Raw genomic sequence first — 22,870 nt, forward strand, 5'->3', positions numbered from 1 at the left:
AAATCCCGGCCATGGTCGGCGGACCCGGCTCACAGAGGCAGGCTGCGCTTGTCGAGGCCGGACATGACGACCGACAGCACCGCCACGCCGACGTAAATCGCGTAGGTCAGATGCGGGTTCACCGGCGAGGCGAGGATGCCCAGCACGTAGACCAGCGGGGCCAGCAGTCGGCGACGCCGGACCTTGCGCAGGAAATCGGGCGCCTTGTCGCCGGCCGAGAGGCCGGCCTGCCGGGTCGCGTAGCCCCAGCAGGCGTTGAGCGACAGGATGATCAGCAACATGTTGAGCCCATAGACGATTTCCGCCACGGCATAGCGGTGGTGCTCACCCAGCAGCGCGGCCGAAAAGGGCAACAGGCTGATCCAGAACAGGAACAGGATGTTCAGCCAGATGAACCGCAGGTCGGTATGGGCGACGTAGTGGGTCATCACATGCTGGGCCACCCAATAGCGTGCGGCGACGGCAAAGCTGATCGCGTAGCTGATCACCTTGGGCCAGAGCGCCAGCAAGGCGCCATGCAGTTCCCTGGCCGAGACGGCGTTCAGCACGTCGTCCTCGATCAGGTCCAGCACCAGGAGCGTCATGACAATGGCGAACACGCCATCGCTCAGCGACTGGAGTCGGCCCTTGTCGAATTTCAGGGTGGTCGCCGTCATCGCGGACTGCCGGGGTGCCCGCCTACCTGCTGCGCGGGTTCTGCGCGACAACCGGTCCGCCGATATAGCCGTCCCCATAGCCGAAATAGGGTCCATATCCGTAGGGCATGCCATACGGATGGGCGAAACCCCAGCCATCGTACAAAACGGGCACCCGGGGTTGCGGTGGATCCTGCGGTTCGCCGGGTCCGTTGGCGTTGCGCAGCAGATCGGCATCAGTGTCGGTTTCCGCCCTGGCGCCGGCATCGATGTCCTGGGCGTCCGCGCTGTCGCCGTTGTCGCTCCACCAATCCGCCCACGCCATCGGGACGGCATGGCCTGCTGCCGCGAGCCACAGAATCAAGATCAGTTGTTTCATGCACAAACCCTCATCTGGCCCCGGCGACCCCGCGCCGCCGGGCAGCCCATCCTGACCAGGGCAACGGGTCTGCCACAAGACCAGCCACGCCCCTCCGCTCAGGATCGCCATTCTACTGGCAAAAAGTCCGGCGCCAGGTTGCCTGGCGGCACATCCAGCCCGTAAGCAACATCATCTTCCTCCAGATAGAATAGAAGCCTTATAAACACTTCTATCCATGAGCATCAAGACGGCCCCTTCCCCGAGGCACAACGCCCCGCCCGTCGCCACCGACATGGCCGAGCCCGGACGACGCGGGATCCGCTCGCTGCTGCTGCCCCTGTCCGTGCTCGCAATCTCCCTGGCTGCAACCTATGGCGCCTGGCGCACCGAACAGAAGGCATCCCGCCAGGAACTCCTGCTCAATTTCGATTTGCGGGTGCGGGAAACCGTCGACCGGGTGCAGCACACGCTGTGGGCCTACGAACAGGTGCTGTACGGCACGCGGGGGCTGTTCACCAGCAGCCAGCACGTCAGCCAGGAGGAATTCGGCGCCTATTTCCGGGAGCTGACCATCAACCAGCGCTATCCGGGCATCCAGGGCATAGGCTTTGCGCCGCTCGTGCCACACGGGCAAAGAAGCCGCCACATCGCCGAGATGCGCCGGCAGGGTTGCCCGGACTATACGGTCCGGCCGGATGGCGAGCGCGAATGGTATGCCCCCATCGTCTACCTGGAATCCTTCAAGGCGCCGATCAGCTGCGCCATGGGCTTCGACATGCGCGCCGAAGCCGAGCAGCGCGCCGCCATGGAACGCGCCCGCGACAGCGATGCCGCGAGCATCACCACCCGGATTCGCCTGGTCGAGAATGGCTCCCCCGAGGATCCGGCCGGCTTCGTGCTCTATCTGCCGCTCTACCAACCCGGCCAACCGCACGATAGCCTGGAAACTCGCCGGGCCCATATCACGGGCTGGGTCTATGCCCGCATCCTCGCCCGGGATCTGATGGCCAACCTGGTCGGCCATCTGAGGACCGATCTCGACATCGCCGTTCACGATGGCGGCATCGCAAGCGCCGACAACCTGATCTACGCCAGCGGCAACCCCTCCCCTGTCCCGGCGCCAGCCATCCTGGAGAACCGCCTGACCATGACCGTCGCCGGCCGCCCCTGGACCCTGGTCCTGCGCAGCCAGCCGACGCTCGAAAGTCGACTGGCAAGGGACTATGCCAATTACATGGTCGTGACCGGCACGCTCCTCAGCCTGCTGCTGTCGCTGCTGACCTGGACGCTGCACAGCGGACGTCTGCGGGCGCTGGCACTGGCCCGGCAGATGACGCGGGAGCTGTCGGAAAGCGAGCGGCGTTTCCGGACGATGGCCGACGCGGCACCGACGCTGATCTGGCTGTCCGGCGAGGACAAGGGCTGCGACTGGTTCAACCAGACCTGGCTGAGCTTCACCGGACGCAGCCTGGCGGAGGAGTCGGGCAACGGCTGGGCGGAGGGTGTGCATCCCGAGGATTACCCGCGCTGTCTCGACATCTACACCTCGCATTTCGACCGCCGCGAACCCTTCGCAATGGAATATCGCCTGCGACGCCACGACGGGGAATACCGCTGGCTGCTCGACAACGGCGTCCCGCGGCTGGATGAAAACGGCCGATTCTGCGGCTACATCGGCTCCTGCATCGATATCACACCGCAAAAGCAGGCCGAGGCGGCGACCTTCTCGGACAAGCAGTTCATCCAGGCGACCCTGGATGGCCTGACCGCCCAGATTTGCGTGCTCGACGAGCGTGGCGGGATTGTCCTGGCCAACCAGGCCTGGAAGGATTTCCGTCTGCTACACCAGGGCGGCGCCGCACCGATCGATGAGGGTCCCGGCTATCGGGCTGCCTGCGCGGTACTCGCCGATAGCGCGCTGGACACCCCGGATGCGGACGCCATCGGGAACGCCTTGAGGGATATCCTGGCCGGCCGCCAGGATCGCTTCGAAATGGAGTATCGCTGCCGGCTGCCCGGCCAGGCACGCTGGTTCGTGGTCCGCCTGTCGAAAATGCAGCATGGTGGCCAGGTGCGCGTGATCGCTTCGCACCAGGACATCACTCGCCGCAAGGCCATGGAGGAAGCCCTGCGCCAGAGCGAGGAACGCTGGAAATTCGCCCTGGAAGGCGCCGGTGAGGGCGTCTGGGACTGGGATATCGTCGAGGACATCATCTCGTACTCTCCGTCCACGGTGGAAATCCTGGGTTGCGAAAGCATCGAGATCGGTGACAGCTACGAGGACTGGATCAGGCTCGTGCATCCGGACGATGCGGCCACCCTGCGGGACAGGCTACGTGCCTGCCTGGATGGCGAAACCGAGCGCTACGAATGCGAATACAGGATTCTGTACGCAACCGGCGACTACCGATGGATACAGTCGCGCGGCAAGGTCATCCAGCGCGACGAGGCCGGTCATCCGCTGCGCATGGTCGGCACCCGATCCGACATCACCGAGCGCAAGCAGGCCGACGAACGCGCCTATCTGCTGCTGGCGGCGCTGGAAGTCGTCGACCAGGGGGTGGTGCTGACCGACACGGATGCCCATATCCAGTGGGCCAATCCCGCGTTCGAAACCCTGACGGGCTATGCCCCGGCAGAGGCCCAGGGCCGTAAGCCATCCGACCTGATCAAGTCGGGATTGCAGGACCAGCCGTTCTATCAAACCCTGTGGGCCACCATCCTGGCGGGCGAGAACTGGCGCGGGGAAGTGATCAACCGGCGCAAGGATGGCAGCCTGTACCACGAGGATCTCAGCATCGCGCCGGTGAGAAACGTCACCGGCACCATCACCCATTTCATCGGCATCAAGCGCGACGTCACCGAGCGCAAGCGCATGGAGGCGGAATTGCGGCAGCTGGCCACCACGGATTTCCTGACCGGGATCCCCAACCGGCGCCATTTCATCGGCCGGGCGGAGAACGAGATGGCACGCCTGCAACGTTTCGGGCAGCTGCGCGTGTCCCTGCTGATGCTGGATCTGGATTACTTCAAGCGCATCAACGACAGCTTCGGCCATGCCATCGGCGACGCCGTGCTCAAGCACGTTACCCAGCTGATCCGTCAGGGTCTGCGCAAGACCGACACGCTCGGCCGCCTGGGCGGGGAGGAATTCGCCGTGCTGCTGGTCGGCGCCGACCTCCGCGCCGCCGGAGCCTACGCCAACCGCCTGCGCCGGCGCATCGCCGAAACGCCGCTGCAATGGGACGGACAGACAATTGCCGTCACCGCCAGCATCGGCGTGACCGAAATGATGCCTCACGACGCCAGCACCGACGCGGCACTGGCGCGTGCCGACGAGGCGCTCTACCGGGCCAAGACAGGTGGCCGCAATCGGGTGGAAGTCAACGAGGCACCCGGGCCGTCGCCGACAGCGCCAGCCGAGTCCCTGTCGGCCTAGCCGGGCGGAACCTGAACGCTGGCAGGGGAAGCCGGCCGGTCAATCGCCCGCTCACCGCGGGGGAACCCTCCAGGCCTTCAACAGCTCGGCAAACCGTGCTGCGGGCACCGGCCTCGAATACAGGAAACCCTGCGCCATGTCGCAGCGCAGCTGCCGCAGCATGGCGGCCGCCGCCTCGGTCTCGACGCCCTCGGCGATCAGCCGCAGACCGAGACCGTGGGCCATGTCGGCAATGGCGCGAACAATGGCGAGATCTTCCGTATCCTCGGGCAAGCGCTGGATGAAGGAACGGTCGATCTTGAGATGGTCGACGTGGAACCGGCGCAGATAGGCGAGACTGGAATAACCGGTGCCGAAATCGTCGATGGACAGGGCCACGCCCAGGGCTTTGAGGGCATGAATGGTCTCGGTCACCTGCTCATCGTCGTTGATCAGCACCGACTCGGTAAATTCCAGCTCGAGCCGCTCGGGCGGAAGTCCGGCCTGTCGCAGGGCCCGCTGCACCGTCTGCTCCAGATTGCCGCGATGAAACTGGACTGCCGAAAGGTTGACGGCCACCATCAGGCCGGGCGAGAGCTCGCGGTTCCAGTCGGCGGCATCGCGGCAGGCCTGCTGCAACACCCATTCGCCCAGCGGCACGATCAGGCCGCTGGCCTCCGCCACCGGGATAAACAGCTGCGGCGAAACCGGCGCCTCTCCCGGGGGCAGCCAGCGCAACAGGGCCTCGGCGCCGACGATATGGCCGCCGGACAGGTCGATCTGCGGCTGGTAGTGAAGCTGGAACTCGCCCCGCTCCAGCGCCCCCCGCAGCTTGTTACGAATTGTCAGCTGCTCGATGGCGCCGGCATCCATGCTGTCGGCGAAAAACCGGTAGGTGTTGCGCCCGGCTTTCTTGGCCCTGAGCATGGCCGAGTCGACATGCTTGACCAGGGCAATGAAATCCCGGCCATCGTCGGGCAACAGGGCGATACCGAGGGAGGCCGACAGGTCGACCTCGTTCCCGTCAATAGGGTAGATGCCGTTGACACGCTCCAGCAGCGACTCCGCGATGGCGGCCAGACCTTTGCGGTCCACGGCCGACTGGATCAGGAGCATGAATTCGTCACCATCATGCCGGGCGACGATATCCGGTGGCTTCAGGCTGCTCCTGAGACGCTGGGCCACGGCCTGCAGCACCTGATCGCCGCCGAGATGGCCGAGGAAATCGTTGACCGACTTGAACTCGTCGAGGTTAAGCAGCATCAGGGCCAGCCCCCCCGACTCCCGCTCGGCGATGGCCTTCGCCTTGTCGAAGCACTCGCGGAACAGCACCCGGTTGGGCAGTTCGGTCAGCTGGTCATGGTAGGCCAGGAACTGGATGCGGGCCTCGTCCCGCTTGCGATGCGTGATGTCGGAACTGATGCCGATGTAGTGGGTAATGTCGCCGGCCTCGTTATAGACGGCGGTGATGCTCAGCCACTCGGGATAGATCTCGCCGTTGCGACGCCGGTTCAGCATCTCGCCCTGCCACTGCCCGGTCGCCGCGACCGAGCGCCACAGTTCCTGGTAGAAATCCTGGTTCTGCCGCCCCGAACGCCGCACCCGCGGGGTGCGGCCTATCACCTCGTCCGGCGCGTAACCGGTGATCTCGGTGAAACTGCGATTGACGGACAGGATCCGCTGCCGGGCGTCGGTGATGATGATGGCTTCGGCGCTGTTCTCGAACACCTTGGCCGACAGCAGCAGCTGCTGCTGGTTTTCCAGCAGGTGCCGGGTACGTTCCTCGACCCGCCGCTCCAGGTCGTCGACCAACTGGCTCAGCTGCCGGTTGGCCTCCGCCAGCTTCCCGGCGTTGTCGCGATTCTCGAGGATGGTGGCCAGCATGTGGCCGATGTTGATGAGAAAGGAACGGTAGTGGGCATAGGCGGCCGGATTGTCGATGCGCAGCTGCAACACGCCGAAGCAGGCCCGTGGCGTCTGCATGGGGATCGACTCGATCAGCGCCCCCTCCGGGGCGGCAGGGGCGGCTGCCCCCTCGCCGCCGGCCATCACCAGCCGCATGCCGGCAACACCGGGCACCTCCCGCAGCGACTGTTCGAGAAATTCCGCCATCCCCTCCCGGCTGGGCAGGATATCCAGGCATTGCAGGGCAACCAGCAAGCGGCCCAGCACCTCGCTGCGCGGGTGCTTGCCGCTGTCGCGGTTCATGCGTGGAGATGCCGTCCGGCGAGAAAGACCTCGGGCTCGATGTAGTAGGGATTGCGGACTACCTGGCCGTGCACGATCATCATCGGATGCACGCTGAGGATGCCGTAGAGAGTGGCACCGTCGAACAGGCGGGCGTCGTACTGGCAGATGATGGTACTCGGCACCTCGCGCACCAGGAGATTGATCCGCGCCTCGTATTCGACCAGATCCTCGGAACCGGGATAGCCCTTGAGGGCCCACGACATTTCCCCGGTCAGACGGGAACCCGCATAGCCATCGCGTTGGCTGCGGTGATAGCAGCCGGCCAGGGTATCGATCATCCGCTGGACCTTGAAACAGCCGTCCGGGCAATAGACCTTGCCGGCATCCTCGAACACGTATTGCTGCCCCTCGAGTTCGTCCGGCAGCTCAGCGCCGAGCTCGCGCATCACCTGCTTGAGTTCCTCCGGTGGCAGCGTATCGACGAAATAGCTGACCTGCTCGTGGTCGGCGAGACCGGTCCGGGTGAACTGTGCCAGCACCCGGCGCCGCTCGTCATCGTCATTGAAGATGAAGCACATGTGGGTGTTGGCCGGATACGGCGTCGCGTCGAAACCCAGGTTCACCATCCGTGCGGAGTCGTGCATTGCCTTACCTCAGCTTGTGTTCCTTGCAGGTACCTGAGCCAGCCCGGCATGCCTCATCATCCATGCGCATAAGCGGCTATTCGATAGTTAATCGCCAGAGACGGCACGCCGTCAAGAGGCGATGGCCCCGCCCCCGCCAGACCCGCTGTCTCACGCACCGCAGCACTTCTTGTATTTCTGGCCGCTGTTGCAAGGACAGGGGGCATTTTTCAATGGCCTGCCCTGATGGGCGATCTTGCCGTGAAAGGGGAACGTCGCATCCAGGTAGAACCAGCGGCCATCGTGGCGGGTGAAGCGGCTGACCTCGTGAAACAGATAGGTATCCTCGCCCAGTTCGTAACGGGCCTTGAATTCCACCACGCCGCGCTCGTCCTGTTCGCCGCCACCGAGGGTAGCCACGATCTCGAGACTCGACCAGACACGCTGATCCCGGTCGAAATTCAGCTGCCTGGGCCGCTTGACCGGATCCCAGGTCTGCCGGACATAGTCCGCGTCGCGCCGCTGGAAGGCGCAGAAACGCGAGCGCATCAGTGTCTCCGCGGTCGGCGGGATGGCCTCGCCGGCCAGATAGGGACCGCAGCATTGGTCGAAGGGCCGGCCGGAGTAACAGGGGCAGGAATTCGGTGACGCCATGGGGCAATCGATCGTCGGCGCAGAAAAAGGGCGCATGGTATCACCCTCTGCCGGCAACACCGGACCTGACCCGGGCGCGCGCCCCACCCGATCTGCACGCCGAGCACCGCGCCGATAGCCGGTCGAGCCCGGGTCGCCAGGTTCAGTACCGGCGGGTCCCCGCGGGCTCCAGATAGCCGCCGAGGGCGATCGCCAGTTCTTCCGTCAGCGGGCTGACCGGGCCGCAGGCAATCAGCACCAGCCGACCGTGGCCATCGGTGGCCACTCGGGGTGGCAGCGTCACTGGCGGGTACAGCCGGCCGGCCACGCCATGCACCGCCACCGGTTCGAGCCGGTCGGGCAGATGGGCCACCCCCTTTACCCGTACCAGATCGGGATGGCGGGCCAGCAGGCTTTCCAGGGCCTCCTGCAAGCGCGGCCAGGGAACGGCCCGGAGGTACAGAGATACGCTGCGAAAGCCATGGTCGGGCGGTTCGATGCCACTCGGCACCCGGCGGTAGGCGATCGCCCGCGGCAGGACGGCGGGGTCAAGGTCACCCTGTACCGCATGCAACCTTGCGGCCGCCGGAGCCAGCTCGGCCAGCCGGGCATCCACGCGGGTGATCGTCGCGGCATCGGCCAAATCGGTCTGGGTCAGCACTACGGTATCGGCCCAGACCACCTGGGCCTGGGCTTCCGGAAAGCGGGCGAACTGTTGCTCCGCCGAGGGCGCCGCCACCGTGGCAACGACGCCATCGAGCCGGCAGCGGGCGGCCAGCCAGCGCTCCCGCAGCAGGGTGTCCAAGACCGGCTCGGGGCTGGCGATACCGCTGGTTTCGATGATGACGCGGGCAAATTCCGGCGCACCGGGCTTACCCCAGATCAGGCGTATGTTCTTCAGCACTGGCGCCAACGCCCCTCGCACCTGACAACACAGGCAACCGCCGGAAAGCGTCATCAGGGGCAGCCCTTCCTGCTCGATCAGTTGCTGGTCCACCGGCGCCGCGCCAAACTCGTTGATCAGCACAGCCGCGCGCGGCCCCTGCCGCAGCAGCCGGTTGAGCAAGGTGGTCTTGCCGCTGCCGAGAAAACCCGTGAGCACCAGGACGGGTAGGCGCTCGGGATTCTTCAGGTTACCCGAGGATGAAATCACGTCATGGCTCATGTCCAGCCCCGCTGGGTGGGTCGAGGCATCGCTTCCGGGCGATTGCCTCGCATGGTGTTACAGAAGCAATTGGATTGACCGGCATGACGAGCGAGCGGGTCGGGTTTGCTCGACCATTCGTAACAGGGCGCCACCATCGCCGCCGAGGCACGGTTCCTTGAGGCGCTGAATATGCCCCGATGTTTCCTCCCCCCTTGTGCCAGAAGCAGCACAAGGATCGTGAGCCGTCGTCAGACACGCCCGCTGGCCAGGGTTTCGGTCAAGACGGCCCGCGCCATCCCGGTGCCGCATTGATGAATGACGGCAGACGGCAGACTGCCGACACCTCCGAAGATTAGTGCTCTCACTAAATGTCGAGTGCTCAACAGAAGACGGGATACAGAGGTGCACGCTGGCGCCGGTGTGACAGCCACACCGGCGGCCAGGGCGTATCGGCCGGCTTCGGCGGAAGCGGCGGGGCCCATCCTCAGCTGTGGGCGATCGGCCAGGCTGGGAAGGCATCCGGATAGCGCCGCCAGGCGTCGGGGCCCGCGGCAAGTTCCAGGTCGGTCAGGAGGCAACCATCCAGTTCGGCACGGAGCCGGGCCTCGTCCACGTTCTGACCGATGAACACCAGTTCCTGCCGCCGGTCGCCATAGGGTTCGGCCCAGTCTTGCAGGACCTCGGCGCGGATCGCGGCATCCTCCGGCCAGTGCTCGCGGGGCACCGCCGCCAGCCAGCGGCCGGCCGCTGCGTGGTGCATGATGCCGCCGGCCTGCGACCAGGTACCGGCGTGGTCATGCCGCGAGGCCAGCCAGAAGAAGCCCTTGGAACGCAGCAGGGCGCCGTTGTCCCACTCACCCTCGTACAGGAAGCGGTGGAACCGCTCGGGATGGAAAGGACGCCGCGCCCGGTAGGCAAAACTGGCGATGCCGTATTCCTCGGTCTCCGGAGTATGCTCGCCGCGAAACACCTTGAGCCAGCCGGGAGCGTGTTCAGCCTGGGCGAAATCGAAGCGACTGGTGTTCAGTACCCGCTCCAGCGGCACCTGGCCCATCACCATGGGCAGGATGTCGGTGTCGGGGTTCAGCTGGTGGAGGATGGCGACAAGATTGCACAGTTCCTCGCCGCTAACCAGGTCCGCCTTGCTGATCAGGATGACGTTGGCGAATTCCACCTGATCGACCAGCAGGCCGGCGATGTTGCGCTCGTCGTTCTCATTCACGCTCTGCCCGGCATCCCGCAGGTCTTGCGCCCCCGGGTAATCCCTCAGGAAGTTGACCGCATCCACCACCGTGACCAGGGTGTCCAGCCGCGCCAGGTCGAGGAGACTCACGCCGTCTTCATCGCGGAAGGTGAAGGTCTCGGCGATCGGCAGGGGCTCGGCGATGCCGGTGGATTCGATCACCAGGTAATCGAACCGGCCTTCCCGCGCCAGCCGGCCGACCTCGACCAAGAGATCCTCCCGCAGGGTGCAGCAGATGCAGCCGTCGCTCATCTCCACCAGCGTCTCCTCGGCCCGGTTGAGCTGGACTTCGTTGCGGACCAAGGCCGCATCGATGTTGACCTCGCTCATGTCGTTGACGATTACCGCAACCCTGAGGCCGGAACGGTTGGCGAGGATATGATTGAGCAGGGTGGTCTTGCCGGCGCCGAGAAAGCCGGACAGGACGGTGACCGGCAGGCGTGATTCGGCAGGCAGGGGCTGGAGTGGGGGCATGGCGCTGCTCAATAGCTGATCTGGAAGCCGAGCTGCACGCCGCGACCCGGTTCGGGGGCGAAGTTCTTGAGATAGGAAGTCGAGTTGCGGATGTCCTGATCCAGAAGGTTGTTGCCCTTCAGGTAGAACAGCAGCTGGCTGTCGGCAAAGGACTTGGCCTCATAGGTCACGCCAACGTTCATCAGTACCCAGCCCGGGGTATCGGTCTCGTTGTCGCCCGGGTATTCCTGTGGCTCGCCGCGGGTCACGCGGAAGTAGGTCGACCACTTGTCGCGGGCATAATCCAGCTGGGCACCGAAACGCAGCGGCGGCATGCGCGGGACATTGCCGTTGCCGGCGTTGACCAGCTGGCCACGCGTGTAGTCGCCGAACAGGGTCAGGTCGAGCAGGCCGTAGCCGTTCTCCATCAGCGGGAACATGACGTTGGCCTCGAACCCCTTGAATACGGCGTTGGCCTGCTCGATCTGCAGGATCGGCAGTTCGCCGCCATGATCATGCCCGGCATCGCCCTCCCCCGAACCATGGACGCCCGCCTCGTGCCCGTAGACCTCGCCGGTGTACTGGGCGTAGATGTAATCGTTGACCCAGTTGTTGAACAGGTTGAGTTCCGCATTCATCCAGTCCTGCTTGAAGGTGTAGCCCAGCTCCAGGTTGAAGGAGGTCTCCATGCCGAGATCGGGATTGCCGATCTCGAAGGCGCGGGTGGCGTGGTGCACGCCGTTGACATAGAGCTCCTGCGCCTGCGGTCCACGCTGGGACTCGGTGAAGGCCAGGCTCAGGTTGTTGGCGGAATCGACCTTCCACAGCCCCGACACGGACCCGCTGACCGGCAGGAAGCTGCGCGCCACATAGCCGCTGGACGCTTCGGGCGTGACGCTCTGCGGTTCGATGCGGAAACCGAAATCGTAGGTCAGCGGGTCGGTTTCCAGGGTTTCCACGGCGAACACGCCATAGTTGGCGATCTCGGTCCTGGGAAGCGTCGCCTCCTCGCCGATCGCCTGGGTCACGCCATTGACGGACTGAAAGCCCCACTGGCCCTTGAAGGGACCCAATGGCTTGTGATTAAGCTCGACGCGGCCCTCGTAGGAATCACTGGTCCAGGTGGTGCCGACCTCGCCGCCTTCGTATTCGATGTGCTTGTAATCGGTGTAGCCGAACTTGACCTTGAGCTTGTCGGCAAATTCGAACGGCTTGTCGATGCCGCCACGAAAATCGTACTTGGTCTGCCAGAGATTGATGCGGATGTTGGGCTCATCCGGCACGCCCACGGGCGGGATGCCGTAATTGTTCTCCAGATAGTTGATGGCGACGCCGGCATAACCGGGATCGCCGACCCAGGAAGCGCCGACGGTGCCGCCCTTGGCGCGGGCGTTGGTGTTGGCCACGTAACCCTCGCTGTTCTGCAGGTAAGGCTCCTCCGCCAAGGCGGGATCGTAGGCGCGGGCCGCGTTCTCGTCGATCGCCTGGCCACCGATGATCTCGTTGCCGCTGTTGCGGTAGAAGCCGTCCAGGTGATAGGCGAATTCGGTTTCGCCGCCTTCGAGCTTCAACGAACTGGAGGTTTCGTCCAGTGCCGAGTTGTAGATCTGGTTGAAGGCCCCCCCCAGGGGCTTCTCGGCTTTCTTGTCCGGCACCCGGTTGTCGATGACATTGACGACGCCGCCGATGGCCCCGCTGCCATAGAGCAAGGTTGAGGGGCCGCGCAGGATCTCGATGCGCTCCGCCTGCGAGGGCTCGATACTGTTGGCATGGTCGGGGCTGATGTTGGAGACGTCGTTGTTGCCAATGCCGTTTTCCATGATCCGCACGCGCGGCCCCGTCAGGCCGCGGATCACCGGCTGGCCGACGCCCGGACCGAAGGACTGGTTGCTGATGCCGGGCTGCTGGCTCAGGGTCGCACCAATGGTCGGCCCCATCTGCTGACGGAGTTCGGCATCCTGGACCACCGTCACCGGCCGCGCCAGGCTGCCGATGGTGCGCTCCAGCGGCTCGCTTTCGACGACCACCTCCTCAAGCTGGTGGACCTCGCCGGTTCCACTCGCGGGCTTGTCGGCTTTCCTGGTCTTGTCGGCAGCGTCGCCGTCGGTAGCGTCGCCGGAGGTGGACTCGGTCGATTCCGGCAGCGCATCGGTGCTCACCGGTGCGGCCACGTCCGCGCCGGCCAGGGTGGAAAAACTCAACAGACAGAGGCAAGGGATGAGTTTGCGCATGCGTGGACAGGAGGATGGGAGGCATCGCTTAGTGATGTTACAGTATCACACAAAGAACCCGCTCCCTTCCAGCCCCCCGCGCGTGGGCCGGGGCCGCGCCGCCTGCGAACGGGGAAAACCCGCCTTTATGCTAGGATAGCCGCATGAAAGACCTGAGGTTCATGGCATGTTGCTGAGATTTTTCCTGGCATTCTGGCTGCTCGCACTGATGCCGCTGGCGGCGCGATCGGACGACGCGACAGAGGCCAAGAAGACCGTCGACCGGCTGAACGGCGCCCTCGTCGAGGCCATGAAGGGCGGCACCAAGATGGGGTACAACGGCCGCTACAAGAAGCTGGAACCGGTCATCCGGGAAACCTTCGAGTTCGAGGCGGTTTCCCAGATTGCCCTGGGAGCGCACTGGAAAAAGCTCCAGGACGACCAGAAGCTGGCTTTCATGAACAAGCTGCGGGATCTGAGCATCGCCACCTACGCGGCGCAGTTCAAGGAATACGGCGGTGAATCGTTCCAGTTCGACTCCAGCCAGGACATCAAGAACGGCCGGCTGCTGCTGCGCTACAACCTGGTTGCGCCAAACGAAAAACCGATCAAGTTCGAATACTTCGTCGGCCAGTTCAACGGCCAGTGGCACATCATCAACATCGTGGTGGACGGCATCAGCGATCTCGCGCTGAAGAAGGCGCAGTACACCAGCGTCATCGACCGCGAAGGTTTCGACGCCCTGCTCAACAAGCTGGGGCAGAAAATTTCCGATTACGCCAAAAACAATGCCTGACACAGCCGTGCCCAGCCCATGAAAAAAGCGCCGTCAGGGCGCTTTTTTCATGGGCGTCGATGGCTACCGGTCACGCCTTGGGCTGCACGGTGAAATTCACGGACACGGCGGCTGCGCAGGGTGCAATTCTCGGGCAATGACGCTCTCCAGGCGGAATTCACACGGCTAAAGCAACATCCATCCGGCAGCTCTCTTAGCGTTGCCTGTGAGGAGCCTAAATTGGCCACATATAAAAACCATCTTGAACCTGCGGCGCCAAGGAAGCGCTGAACACATCCGCAGGCAATGCAATTGCATTGACCAAAGCAAGGCGATTGCATTGCCCCGCAAGGCGTTCACTCTGTTGACTGGAAAACACCATGCCCGCCACCCTCGAAGTCGAATCCACATTGACCGACCGCTACCAGACGACGGTGCCGGAAACCGTGCATCGCGCCCTTCGGCTCGGCAAACGCAACAAAATCCACTACACCATCCGCCCCAACGGCGAGGTGGTACTGACTCGCGTCGAACCTTCCGAGGGCGACGACCCGGTGCTTGGACGGTTCCTGGGCTTCCTCGCCCGCGATATCGCCAGCCACCCCGAACGCTTGCAGGCCATGGATGCTGACTTTGTCCAACGGCTCCAGTCGCTGATCGGCGGCGTCGAAGCCGATCTCGATGCCACCCTCTCGGCAGATGATGAATGAGCCCGGGCAAGCCCCCACCCCTCTGGTCATTCGCGGCTGGACGGTCTTCGCTCACCCGTTGTTCCTCGCGCAGATCGGGGCGCTGGCACGGCAGGTCGAGATATCAAGGCAAAAGGATCCGGTCGGGTACGTGAGGAAAAACGCCAGCAAGCAGCTGGCGGCCATCACGAAACTGGCCTTCGATATCATCCCGCAAGATCCGACCCGACCGGAGTACCGCCAAGGCGGCACCCTTGGTAACGATCACAAACACTGGTTCCGGGCGAAGTTTCTCCGACAGTACCGGCTTTTTTTCGCTACCACGGGCCAGGCAAGGTGATCGTGTTCGCTTGGGTCAACGACGAGGACACCAAGTGCGCCTATGAGAACAACAACGACGCCTACCGAGTGTTCCGCCGGATGACTGGAACCAGTTGATGGCCGAGGCCCGGCCTGAGGGACAACGGCTGCGATGGTTCGCTGCGGCCATCAATCCACAAGACTTGCTCCACCTCACATAAGGCGATGCCTCGGCCCTTGCTCAGGCAGAGCGCCAACGGCAGGCCATCAGGCGAGCGGCGGGCGCCGCTTTGACACCGGGCGGGCATTCGGTCCGACACCCAAGCGCCTCATGCGCCGTGCGCTTCCCGCCAGGCGTTCAGTCTCGCAGACAAAACCGCTCGATCAGCCGGGTGCACAGGTCGATTGCCGGCGGGATGTGCGCCAGGGGCAGATACTCGTCCGGTTGATGTGCCTGCTCGATGTAACCCGGACCCATGACGATGGTGTCCAGCCCCAACTCACCGAGGAAGGGCGCCTCGGTGCCGAAAGCGACCGCGCCGGCGGGGTGACTGCTGAGGGCCTCGCAGGTACGGGTCAATTCGGCATCGGCCGGATTCTCGAAGGGCGGGACACCGGCGAACAGCGGCCGGACCTCCAGGCGCAGCCCCGGAAAGGCAGCCAAGGTGGCGGCGAGGCGGGTTTCGAGGGTCTCGCGCAGCGCCGGCAGTGACATGCCCGGCAGGGGCCGGATGTCGATCAGCAGCTCGCAGGCACCGCAGATGCGGTTGGGATTGTCGCCCCCGTGAATGGCGCCCAGGTTGAGGGTGGGATGATCGACCGCGAAGGCGGGGTTGCGATGCCGCTCGCGCAATTCCCGCTGCCAGGCCAGCAGCTCGCCCATGACGGCATGCATGCCGACTAGGGCGTTGGCCCCCAGCGACGGGTCGCTGGAATGGCCGGCGCGACCCAGCACCCGGATCGACTCCATCATCACGCCCTTGTGCAGGCGGATGGGCTTCAGGCCGGTCGGCTCGCCGATGACGGCCTGGCGGCCCAGGCGCCGGTTCCGGGTCAGCAACTGGCGGGCGCCGGACATCGAGCTCTCCTCGTCTGCCGTACCCAGCAGCACCAGCGGACGTTGCAGGTCCCGTGCCTCGAATGCGGACGCAGCCCACAGCGCCAGGGCCAGGAACGACTTCATGTCCGCGCTGCCGAGGCCGTAAATCCGCCCATCGCGCTCGGTGGCCGTGAACGGGTCGCTGGCCCACAGCTCCGGGTTGCAGGGCACGGTGTCGGTGTGGCCGGACAACACCAATCCGCCGGGGATATCGGCGGATGACGAAGCGCCCAGCGTTGCGATCAGATTGGCCTTGCCCGGGCTGACCGGATCGATCTCCACCCGAAAGCCCAGACCTTCGGCCCATTCCGCCAACCGGTGGATGACGCCCAGATTGCCCTGGTCGTGGCGCGGGTCGGCGCTGCTGACCGAGGGTTCACCGATCAGCGCGGCGATCATCCCGGGGATGGGCGGCAGGCACCGGGCCATGGCCGGATGCCTCAGAAATCGCCGAGGTGCTTGTCGGTCACCGCGCCCTCAGAGGCCGAGGCCGCCAGCCTGGCGAACTTGGCCAGCACGCCGCGGGTGTAGCGCGGCGCCGGGCGCTGCCAGGCGGCGAGGCGCCGGGCGATTTCCGCCTCGTCGACATGCAGGGTGATGGCGGCCTGCTCGGCGTCGATGGTGATGCCGTCGCCATCCTGGACGATCGCCAGCGGTCCGCCGGTGTAGGCTTCCGGCGTAATGTGGCCGACCACGAAGCCGTGCGTGCCACCGGAGAAACGCCCGTCGGTGATGAGGGCGACATCCTTGGCCAGGCCCTTGCCCATGACGGCGGACGTCGGCGACAGCATCTCGCGCATGCCGGGGCCACCCTTGGGGCCTTCGTAGCGGATGACGATGACATCGCCCTTCACCACCGTACCGTCGAGAATGGCCTTCAGCGCCAGCTCCTCGCAGTCGAACACCCGCGCCTGACCGGTGAAGCTCAGGCCTTCCTTGCCGGTGATCTTGGCCACGGCGCCCTGCGGCGCCAGGTTGCCGTAGAGGATGACCAGATGGCTGTCCTTCTTGATCGGCCTGTCCAGCGGCCGGATCATGTCCTGCCCCTCGGGGTAGGCGGGTGCATCGGCCAGGTTCTCGGCCAGGGTCTTGCCGGTCACGGTCAGGCAGTCGCCGTGCAGCAGGCCCGCGTCCAGCAGGGTCTTCATCAAGGGCTGGATGCCGCCGATCTCGACCAGCTCGGCCATGGCGTACTGGCCGCTGGGCTTGAGGTCGGCCAGCATCGGCACGCGCTGGCCGATGCGGGTGAAATCATCCAGCGACAGATCCACACCGCAGGCATCGGCCATGGCCAGCAGATGCAGCACTGCGTTGGTGGAGCCGCCGAGGGCAATGACCACCGTGATGGCGTTCTCGAACGCCTTGCGGGTCATGATATCCAGGGGGCGGATACCCAATTCCAGAAGCTTCACCACCTGCGCGCCGGCACGCTCGCAGTCGCACTGCTTGTCAGTGGAGATGGCCGCCTGCGCCGAACTGCCCGGCAGGCTCATGCCCAAGGCCTCGATGGCCGAAGCCATGGTGTTGGCGGTGTACATGCCGCCGCAGGAGCCCGGGCCCGGAATGGCCTTGGCCTCGATGGCCTTGAGTTCGGCGTCGTCGATGCGATCGTTGGCGCGGGCGCCCACGGCCTCGAACACCGAGACGATGTCCAGCTTCTTCTCGCCGTGGCAGCCGGTCAGGATGGTGCCACCGTAGACGAAGATCGCCGGGCGGTTGAGGCGGGCGATGCCGATCATGCAGCCGGGCATGTTCTTGTCGCAGCCGCCGATGGCGACCAGGCCGTCGAAGCCCTGGCAACCGACCACCGTCTCGATGGAATCGGCGATCACCTCGCGCGACACCAGCGAGTATTTCATGCCCTCGGTGCCCATCGAAATGCCGTCGGAAATCGTGATGGTGCCGAATACCACGGCCTTGCCACCGTTCCCGTCCACCCCGCGCGCGGCGTCGTCGGCCAGCTTGTTGATGTGCATGTTGCAGGGCGTCACCATGCTCCAGGTGGAGGCGATGCCGATCTGGGGCTTCTGGAAATCGGCGTCGGTGAAGCCCACGGCGTGCAGCATGGCGCGGCTGGGCGCGCGCTCCATGCCGTCGACGACCTGGGAGGAGAAGTGGCGGGTCTTGTCTTCGTGATTGCTCATAGGGCCAGGGCCATCCGGGTGGTTGCAGGTAAGGTGAACGGGAAAGGGTTGCGCGGGTGGGTCAGAAGGAACTCCAGTGGCTGCGCCGGCGGAAGCTCAGGCGCGGCAGCAGCAGGCCGATCAGGATGCCGGCAAGCAGCACGGCGGCACCGACCAGGAACCAGGCCTGTTTCTGGTCCTCGTTGAGGGCATGCTTGTCGCGCTGCGCGGTTTCCAGCTCGCGGCGCAGGGAAATCACGCTCTGTTGCAGCTGGTCGCGCTCGGCCTGGATGCGCAGGATATCCGCCGAAGCCTGGCGCACGGCAATCAGCTCGGTCTGCAGGCGGCCGATTTCCGCCTGTAGCTGCTGGGGCGTCTGCGTCGTCTCCGCCGCCTCGGGCAGCGCCGCGGCCGACGGCGGTGCGACGGCCGGCGCCTCGCGGGTCAGCGCCCGGGAAGGCAGCCAGCCGATTTCGCCGCCCGGCAGTTGCACGCGGGAATAGCCCAGCCTGGCGTTCTGCCTGAGGATCTTGAGAGGCGAGCCGGGCTCAAGCGTGGCGAGCGTCTTGTCCTTCCGGGACAAGCCGCTCCTGAGTTCCACCGACGCACCCGGGGCGATGTAGGCGGTCGCCGTCTCGGCTGCCTGAAGTGGGAACAGCCCCAGGCTCAGCAACAGGAACATGATCGTGCGGAAAATCGCCATGGGGTATCGAAGCTACCGAAATGCGTGATTCATTCCCTGCTCCCCGGCACCGGGTGTTTTCCGTGGCGGCATCGAGGCCATGCGGTCCCTGGCGGTCGAGCGGGCGAGTCCGGCTATGTTAACGCAAGCCCGCCGGGCGCCCAACGCGTGCAGACCGCCAGTTGCGGACATGCTCGATGCATACCGTCCCCGAATGCTAAATTAGTGCACCGATCATCCCTCCCTTTCCGCCATCCTTCCCTGCTGCCTTCCCACATGAAAATTCTGGTGACCGGCACCGCCGGCTTCATTGGTTCCGCGCTCGCGCACGTCCTGCTGGCCCGCGGCGACGAGGTCGTCGGCGTCGACAACGTCAACGATTACTACGAAGTCAGCCTGAAGGAGGCGCGGCTGGCGCGCCTGACCCCACAGCCGGGCTTCACCGAGGCGCGCATCGCCCTGGAGGACCGCGACGCCCTGTTCGCCCTGTTCGCCCACCACCGGCCGCAGCGGGTGGTGAACCTGGCGGCCCAGGCAGGCGTGCGTTACTCGCTGACCCATCCGCATGCCTACATCGACGCCAACCTGGTCGGCTTCTGCAACATTCTCGAAGCCTGCCGTCAGCAGGCGGTGGAGCACCTGGTCTACGCTTCGTCCAGTTCGGTCTATGGCGCCAACACGGCGATGCCGTTCTCGGTGCACCACAACGTGGACCACCCGGTCAGCCTCTATGCCGCCACCAAGAAAGCCAACGAGCTCATGGCGCATACCTACAGCCACCTGTTCGGACTGCCGACCACCGGCCTGCGCTTCTTCACCGTCTACGGTCCCTGGGGACGGCCGGACATGGCGCTGTTCCTGTTCACCCGGGCCATCCTCGAAGGCCGGCCCATCGATGTCTTCAATCACGGCCGCATGCAACGCGATTTCACCTATATCGACGACATCGTCGAAGGCGTCGTGCGCACGCTGGACCATGTCGCCACGCCGAATGCCGGCTGGGACGGCCAGCATCCCGACCCCGGCACCAGCCGGGCGCCCTACCGGCTCTACAACATCGGCAACCATGAACCGGTGGCGTTGATGCGCTTCATCGAGGTCCTGGAACACTGTCTGGGCAAGCAGGCCGAAAAAAACTTCCTGCCGATGCAGGCCGGCGACGTGCCGGCCACCTACGCCGATGTCGACGATCTGATGCGCGACGTCGGCTATGCGCCGAAAACGCCGATCGAGACCGGCATCGCGCGCTTCGTGGACTGGTATCGCGACTACTATGGCCATGCCTGAGCCTGGCCTGACCCGGCCGGTCTGCTACGACGCCCTGCCGCGGGCCAGCGTGCCGCTGCTGGGCTTCGCCGCCCACAGCGGCACCGGCAAGACCACGCTGCTGAAGCAACTGATCCCGCTGCTGAAGCTGGCCGGGCTGCGGGTCGGCCTGATCAAGCACGCACATCACACCTTCGAGATCGATCATCCCGGCAAGGACAGCCACGAACTGCGCCTGGCCGGCGCCAGCCCGGTCATGCTGAGCGGCGCGCACCGGCGCGCCATCATCACCGAGCACGCCCGACCGCTGGATCCCCGGCTCAACGAGGAGCTGCGCCACCTGGACCCGTCGGCGGTCGACATCCTGCTGGTGGAGGGCTTCAAGCACGAGGCCTTTCCCAAGATCGAACTGCGCCGCACCGCCCTCGACCAGCCCCCGCTGTATCGGGAGGACGCCCATGTCATTGCCCTGGCGACCGACGTCCCGCCCACCCCCCTGCCCGACTTGCCCTGTCTCGACCTCAACCAGCCCGCCAGCCTGGCCGATTTCATCGTCCGGATATTCCTGCCCGCCGCCCGCCATGCCCTCGATCTGCGATAGACCGGCCGGCCTTCTCAGCCTGGCGGAAGCCGTCCAGCGCCTGCAGGCCGCCGTGACACCGGTGGCGGAAGTGGAAACCGTGCCGGTTTCCGGCGCGCTGGGCCGCGTCCTCGCCACCGACCTGCCCTCGCCGCTGGACCTGCCGCCGTTCACCCAGTCGGCCATGGACGGCTATGCCGTCCGCGCCGCCGAGGCACGCCCCGATGCGCGTCTCGCGATCGCCGGCACCGCCTGGGCGGGACGTCCCCATGAGACTGCTGTCGGACCGGGGCAGTGCGTGCGAATCTTCACCGGCGCCCCCTTGCCGGAGGGGCTGGATGCGGTGGTGGTACAGGAAGAGGCCCAACGCGCGGAGGAATTCGTCACCCTGCATCCGCGCCAGCCCGCACGGCCCGGCGACAACGTCCGCCAGCGTGGCGAGGAACTGCGCACCGGCGACCCCCTGCTGCCGGCCGGCCGCTGCCTGCAGGCGGCGGACCTGGGCCTGCTGGCGATGGCGGGCTGCCAGCAGGTGGCCGTCCGTCGCCGATTGCGTGTGGCCTATCTTGCCACCGGCGACGAGCTGGTCCTGCCGGGCGAACCCCCGCTGCCCGGCAGCCTCTACGAAAGCAACCGGCCGGTACTGGCGGCGCTGCTGACCGAGCTGGGCATGGCAGCCGTCGATCTGGGCGTGGTGCGGGACGACCGCGAAGCCCTGCGCCAGGCCCTGCGGGAAGGTGCCCGCCGCGCCGATGTCCTGCTGACCACGGGTGGCGCCTCGGTCGGCGAGGCTGACCATGTCGTCGAACTGCTGCGCGAGGAGGGCGAGGTCGATTTCTGGAAGGTCGCCATCAAGCCCGGCAAGCCATTCGTCTGCGGCCGGCTGGGAACCACGCCGGTATTCGGCCTGCCCGGCAATCCGGTCTCGATGATGGTCACGTTCCTGCAGCTGGCGCGACCGGCGCTGCTGCGCATGGCGGGCCGCATCGCCACCGCCGCCCCGCGCTGGCGGGCCGTCTGCCGACAGCCCGTGCGCAAGCCGGCCGGCCGGCTGGAATTCCTGCGCGGCTGGCTGGACTGGCAGGCCGATCCGGTCAGCGTCACGCCCTTCAGGGCTCAGGGCAGCCACCGGCTGACCTCCATGAGCCGGGCCAACTGTTTCATCGTCCTGCCGGCGGCCAGCACCGGCGTCGCCGCCGGCGAGCTGGTGGAGGTCGAGCCGTTCGGCATCGCGCCGGCGTGGACGGCCAGCGCCGACGCATCGTCCTGAGGATTCGCCCATGTCATCCCCGGCATCTTCGCCCGCGGGCGGCCTTCTGCTGTACTGCCGTCGCGGCTTCGAGAAGGAATGCGCCGCCGAAATCCTCGCGCAGACGAGCGCGCTGGGCAGCCCGGGCTATGTCCGGGCCACCCCGGACGGCGGCCTCGTGGAGTGGCTGTCCGTATCGGCCGAGCGGAACCTGGCGGACCGGCTGCGCTTCGACGATCTGATCTTCGCCCGGCAGCTGCTGTGGGTGCTGGGGCGTTGCGAGGAGCTGTCGCCGGCGGACCGGCTGTCACCCCTGCTGGCCCTGATCCGGCAGACCGGCAGACGGTTCTCCGAGCTGCTCCTGGAAACCGCCGACACCAACGAGGCCAAGTCGCTGGCGATCCTGCTGCGCAAGTTCGCCGTGCCGCTGCGACAGGCGCTGCAACGGGAAGGCTGGCTCGGGCATCCCGGCCAGCCGCGCCTGCATGTCTGCTTCCGCAGCGGCACGGCGGCCATCGTCGCCCTGAGCCAGCCCGGCAATGCCTCGCCCTGGCCACTGGGCATACCGCGGCTGAAATTTCCCCGCGGCGCGCCCAGTCGCTCGACCCTGAAACTGGACGAGGCCTTCCGGGTGTTCGTGCGCCATCCCGAGCGGGATCTCGGCCCCGGCCTGACAGCCGTGGATCTCGGGGCCGCGCCGGGTGGCTGGACCTGGCAGCTGGTGCACCGCCACATCCGCACCGTGGCGGTGGACAACGGCGCACTCGACCCCGCCCTGCTCGACTCGGGCATCGTCGAACACCTGCGGGTCGACGGCTTCCGTTACCGGCCACCGAAACCGGTCGACTGGCTGGTCTGCGACATGGTCGAGCAGCCGACCCGCATCGCCGCCCTGGTGGCGGACTGGCTGGCCAACGGGCATTGCCGGCAGGCCATCTTCAACCTCAAGCTGCCGATGAAGAAGCGTTACGAAACCGTTCTCGACAGCCGGGGTCTGATCGAGGCGCGACTGGCCGCGACCGGCCTGCCCTGCCGGTTGCGCTTCAAGCAGCTCTATCATGACCGGGCGGAAATCACCGGCCATGCCGACATCCGCGGCCCCTTGCCGTAAGACCGGTTTCACGGTTTTTTCCGGCACTTGGACTATAATCGCGGACGATTCAAATCACGCACTTACCCCATCTCCGGCCCAGG

General features: G+C 65.8%; 18 protein-coding genes and 1 pseudogene. 8 read left to right on the forward strand and 11 right to left on the reverse strand.

The annotated features are described in order from the left end of the window. Window positions 1-29: 29 nt before the first annotated feature. Together ACH5N8_RS11970 and ACH5N8_RS11975 are read right to left on the reverse strand one after the other, a co-directional pair. Window positions 30-656, reverse strand: coding sequence for a TMEM175 family protein (locus ACH5N8_RS11970; protein ID WP_483281470.1), 627 nt, complete (start codon window positions 654-656; stop codon window positions 30-32). Window positions 657-678: 22 nt separating this feature from the next. Beyond that, on the reverse strand, window positions 679-1,014 hold the full coding sequence (locus tag ACH5N8_RS11975) for a hypothetical protein (protein WP_483281471.1): 336 nt from the start codon (window positions 1,012-1,014) through the stop codon (window positions 679-681). A gap of 217 nt (window positions 1,015-1,231) precedes the next feature. Between ACH5N8_RS11975 and ACH5N8_RS11980 the strand changes: the two genes are divergently transcribed. Beyond that, a complete protein-coding gene (locus tag ACH5N8_RS11980) occupies window positions 1,232-4,435 on the forward strand; it encodes a PAS domain S-box protein (protein ID WP_483281472.1) in 3,204 nt (1,067 codons plus the stop codon). 51 nt (window positions 4,436-4,486) lie between these two features. Here ACH5N8_RS11980 and ACH5N8_RS11985 read toward each other — a convergent pair whose 3' ends face one another. The 6 genes from ACH5N8_RS11985 to ACH5N8_RS12010 all read right to left on the reverse strand — a co-directional run bounded on the left by ACH5N8_RS11985 (window position 4,487) and on the right by ACH5N8_RS12010 (window position 12,934). Further along, window positions 4,487-6,622 (reverse strand): putative bifunctional diguanylate cyclase/phosphodiesterase, encoded by a 2,136-nt coding sequence (locus ACH5N8_RS11985; RefSeq protein ID WP_483281473.1) that lies wholly within the window; start codon window positions 6,620-6,622, stop codon window positions 4,487-4,489. Next, the gene (locus tag ACH5N8_RS11990; RefSeq protein WP_483281474.1) at window positions 6,619-7,248 is read right to left on the reverse strand and encodes an MEDS domain-containing protein; all 630 of its coding nucleotides are present in this window, start codon (window positions 7,246-7,248) and stop codon (window positions 6,619-6,621) included. Before ACH5N8_RS11990 ends, ACH5N8_RS11985 begins: the two co-directional genes overlap by 4 nt. 150 nt (window positions 7,249-7,398) lie before the next feature. Further along, window positions 7,399-7,881: a YchJ family protein gene (locus ACH5N8_RS11995; RefSeq protein ID WP_483281475.1), complete on the reverse strand. Its 483-nt coding sequence runs from the start codon at window positions 7,879-7,881 to the stop codon at window positions 7,399-7,401. Window positions 7,882-8,023: 142 nt separating this feature from the next. Next, entirely contained in the window at window positions 8,024-9,013 is a 990-nt protein-coding gene (locus ACH5N8_RS12000; protein WP_483281476.1) for a CobW family GTP-binding protein, read from the reverse strand. Between the two features lie 478 nt (window positions 9,014-9,491). Further along, window positions 9,492-10,724, reverse strand: coding sequence for a zinc metallochaperone GTPase ZigA (gene zigA, locus ACH5N8_RS12005; protein ID WP_483281477.1), 1,233 nt, complete (start codon window positions 10,722-10,724; stop codon window positions 9,492-9,494). Between the two features lie 8 nt (window positions 10,725-10,732). Next, window positions 10,733-12,934: a TonB-dependent receptor gene (locus ACH5N8_RS12010; RefSeq protein ID WP_483281478.1), complete on the reverse strand. Its 2,202-nt coding sequence runs from the start codon at window positions 12,932-12,934 to the stop codon at window positions 10,733-10,735. A 166-nt stretch (window positions 12,935-13,100) separates the two neighbouring features. Between ACH5N8_RS12010 and ACH5N8_RS12015 the strand changes: the two genes are divergently transcribed. The 3 genes and pseudogenes from ACH5N8_RS12015 to ACH5N8_RS12025 all read left to right on the forward strand — a co-directional run bounded on the left by ACH5N8_RS12015 (window position 13,101) and on the right by ACH5N8_RS12025 (window position 14,815). Further along, on the forward strand, window positions 13,101-13,709 hold the full coding sequence (locus tag ACH5N8_RS12015) for an HpnM family protein (protein WP_483281479.1): 609 nt from the start codon (window positions 13,101-13,103) through the stop codon (window positions 13,707-13,709). A 359-nt stretch (window positions 13,710-14,068) separates the two neighbouring features. After that, on the forward strand, window positions 14,069-14,398 hold the full coding sequence (locus tag ACH5N8_RS12020; protein WP_483281480.1) for a type II toxin-antitoxin system PrlF family antitoxin: 330 nt from the start codon (window positions 14,069-14,071) through the stop codon (window positions 14,396-14,398). Next, window positions 14,391-14,815: pseudogene (locus ACH5N8_RS12025) on the forward strand (type II toxin-antitoxin system YhaV family toxin). Before ACH5N8_RS12020 ends, ACH5N8_RS12025 begins: the two are co-directional and overlap by 8 nt. A 220-nt stretch (window positions 14,816-15,035) precedes the next feature. Here the strand turns inward: ACH5N8_RS12025 and argE are convergent. From argE to ACH5N8_RS12040, 3 genes are all read right to left on the reverse strand, one after another. Further along, a complete protein-coding gene (gene argE, locus ACH5N8_RS12030) occupies window positions 15,036-16,205 on the reverse strand; it encodes an acetylornithine deacetylase (protein ID WP_483281481.1) in 1,170 nt (389 codons plus the stop codon). An 11-nt stretch (window positions 16,206-16,216) separates the two neighbouring features. Further along, complete coding sequence (gene ilvD / locus ACH5N8_RS12035; protein ID WP_483281482.1) at window positions 16,217-17,920, reverse strand: dihydroxy-acid dehydratase; 1,704 nt, start codon at window positions 17,918-17,920, stop codon at window positions 16,217-16,219. Window positions 17,921-17,981: 61 nt separating this feature from the next. Continuing rightward, window positions 17,982-18,602, reverse strand: coding sequence for a TIGR04211 family SH3 domain-containing protein (locus tag ACH5N8_RS12040; RefSeq protein WP_483281483.1), 621 nt, complete (start codon window positions 18,600-18,602; stop codon window positions 17,982-17,984). Between the two features lie 255 nt (window positions 18,603-18,857). Between ACH5N8_RS12040 and ACH5N8_RS12045 the strand changes: the two genes are divergently transcribed. Genes ACH5N8_RS12045 through rlmM form a run of 4 tightly spaced genes read left to right on the forward strand, consistent with a single transcriptional unit; the run spans window position 18,858 to window position 22,787 of the window. Next, window positions 18,858-19,868: an NAD-dependent epimerase gene (locus tag ACH5N8_RS12045; RefSeq protein WP_460026974.1), complete on the forward strand. Its 1,011-nt coding sequence runs from the start codon at window positions 18,858-18,860 to the stop codon at window positions 19,866-19,868. Continuing rightward, window positions 19,861-20,448, forward strand: a complete 588-nt coding sequence (gene mobB / locus ACH5N8_RS12050; RefSeq protein WP_483281484.1) for a molybdopterin-guanine dinucleotide biosynthesis protein B — start codon at window positions 19,861-19,863, stop codon at window positions 20,446-20,448. Before ACH5N8_RS12045 ends, mobB begins: the two co-directional genes overlap by 8 nt. Then, window positions 20,429-21,697 carry a molybdopterin molybdotransferase MoeA gene (gene moeA / locus ACH5N8_RS12055; RefSeq protein ID WP_483281485.1) on the forward strand — a complete coding sequence of 423 codons (1,269 nt, stop codon included), beginning with the start codon at window positions 20,429-20,431 and terminating at the stop codon, window positions 21,695-21,697. Before mobB ends, moeA begins: the two co-directional genes overlap by 20 nt. A gap of 10 nt (window positions 21,698-21,707) precedes the next feature. Further along, a complete protein-coding gene (gene rlmM, locus ACH5N8_RS12060) occupies window positions 21,708-22,787 on the forward strand; it encodes a 23S rRNA (cytidine(2498)-2'-O)-methyltransferase RlmM (protein WP_483281486.1) in 1,080 nt (359 codons plus the stop codon). The last annotated feature ends 83 nt before the right edge of the window (window positions 22,788-22,870 follow it).

The sequence above is a fragment of the Methyloparacoccus sp. NF-16 genome, from assembly GCF_056880625.1.

Coding starts and splice junctions, on each gene's coding strand:
- ACH5N8_RS12045 (WP_460026974.1), top strand. CDS start 18,858: ATGAAAATTCTGGTGACCGGCACCGCCGGCTTCATTGGTTCCGCGCTC.
- argE (WP_483281481.1), bottom strand. CDS start 16,205: ATGGCCCGGTGCCTGCCGCCCATCCCCGGGATGATCGCCGCGCTGATC.
- zigA (WP_483281477.1), bottom strand. CDS start 10,724: ATGCCCCCACTCCAGCCCCTGCCTGCCGAATCACGCCTGCCGGTCACC.
- moeA (WP_483281485.1), top strand. CDS start 20,429: ATGCCCTCGATCTGCGATAGACCGGCCGGCCTTCTCAGCCTGGCGGAA.
- ACH5N8_RS11985 (WP_483281473.1), bottom strand. CDS start 6,622: ATGAACCGCGACAGCGGCAAGCACCCGCGCAGCGAGGTGCTGGGCCGC.
- ACH5N8_RS12040 (WP_483281483.1), bottom strand. CDS start 18,602: ATGGCGATTTTCCGCACGATCATGTTCCTGTTGCTGAGCCTGGGGCTG.
- mobB (WP_483281484.1), top strand. CDS start 19,861: ATGCCTGAGCCTGGCCTGACCCGGCCGGTCTGCTACGACGCCCTGCCG.
- ilvD (WP_483281482.1), bottom strand. CDS start 17,920: ATGAGCAATCACGAAGACAAGACCCGCCACTTCTCCTCCCAGGTCGTC.
- ACH5N8_RS11980 (WP_483281472.1), top strand. CDS start 1,232: ATGAGCATCAAGACGGCCCCTTCCCCGAGGCACAACGCCCCGCCCGTC.
- ACH5N8_RS12015 (WP_483281479.1), top strand. CDS start 13,101: ATGTTGCTGAGATTTTTCCTGGCATTCTGGCTGCTCGCACTGATGCCG.
- ACH5N8_RS11995 (WP_483281475.1), bottom strand. CDS start 7,881: ATGGCGTCACCGAATTCCTGCCCCTGTTACTCCGGCCGGCCCTTCGAC.
- rlmM (WP_483281486.1), top strand. CDS start 21,708: ATGTCATCCCCGGCATCTTCGCCCGCGGGCGGCCTTCTGCTGTACTGC.
- ACH5N8_RS12020 (WP_483281480.1), top strand. CDS start 14,069: ATGCCCGCCACCCTCGAAGTCGAATCCACATTGACCGACCGCTACCAG.
- ACH5N8_RS11990 (WP_483281474.1), bottom strand. CDS start 7,248: ATGCACGACTCCGCACGGATGGTGAACCTGGGTTTCGACGCGACGCCG.
- ACH5N8_RS11970 (WP_483281470.1), bottom strand. CDS start 656: ATGACGGCGACCACCCTGAAATTCGACAAGGGCCGACTCCAGTCGCTG.
- ACH5N8_RS11975 (WP_483281471.1), bottom strand. CDS start 1,014: ATGAAACAACTGATCTTGATTCTGTGGCTCGCGGCAGCAGGCCATGCC.
- ACH5N8_RS12010 (WP_483281478.1), bottom strand. CDS start 12,934: ATGCGCAAACTCATCCCTTGCCTCTGTCTGTTGAGTTTTTCCACCCTG.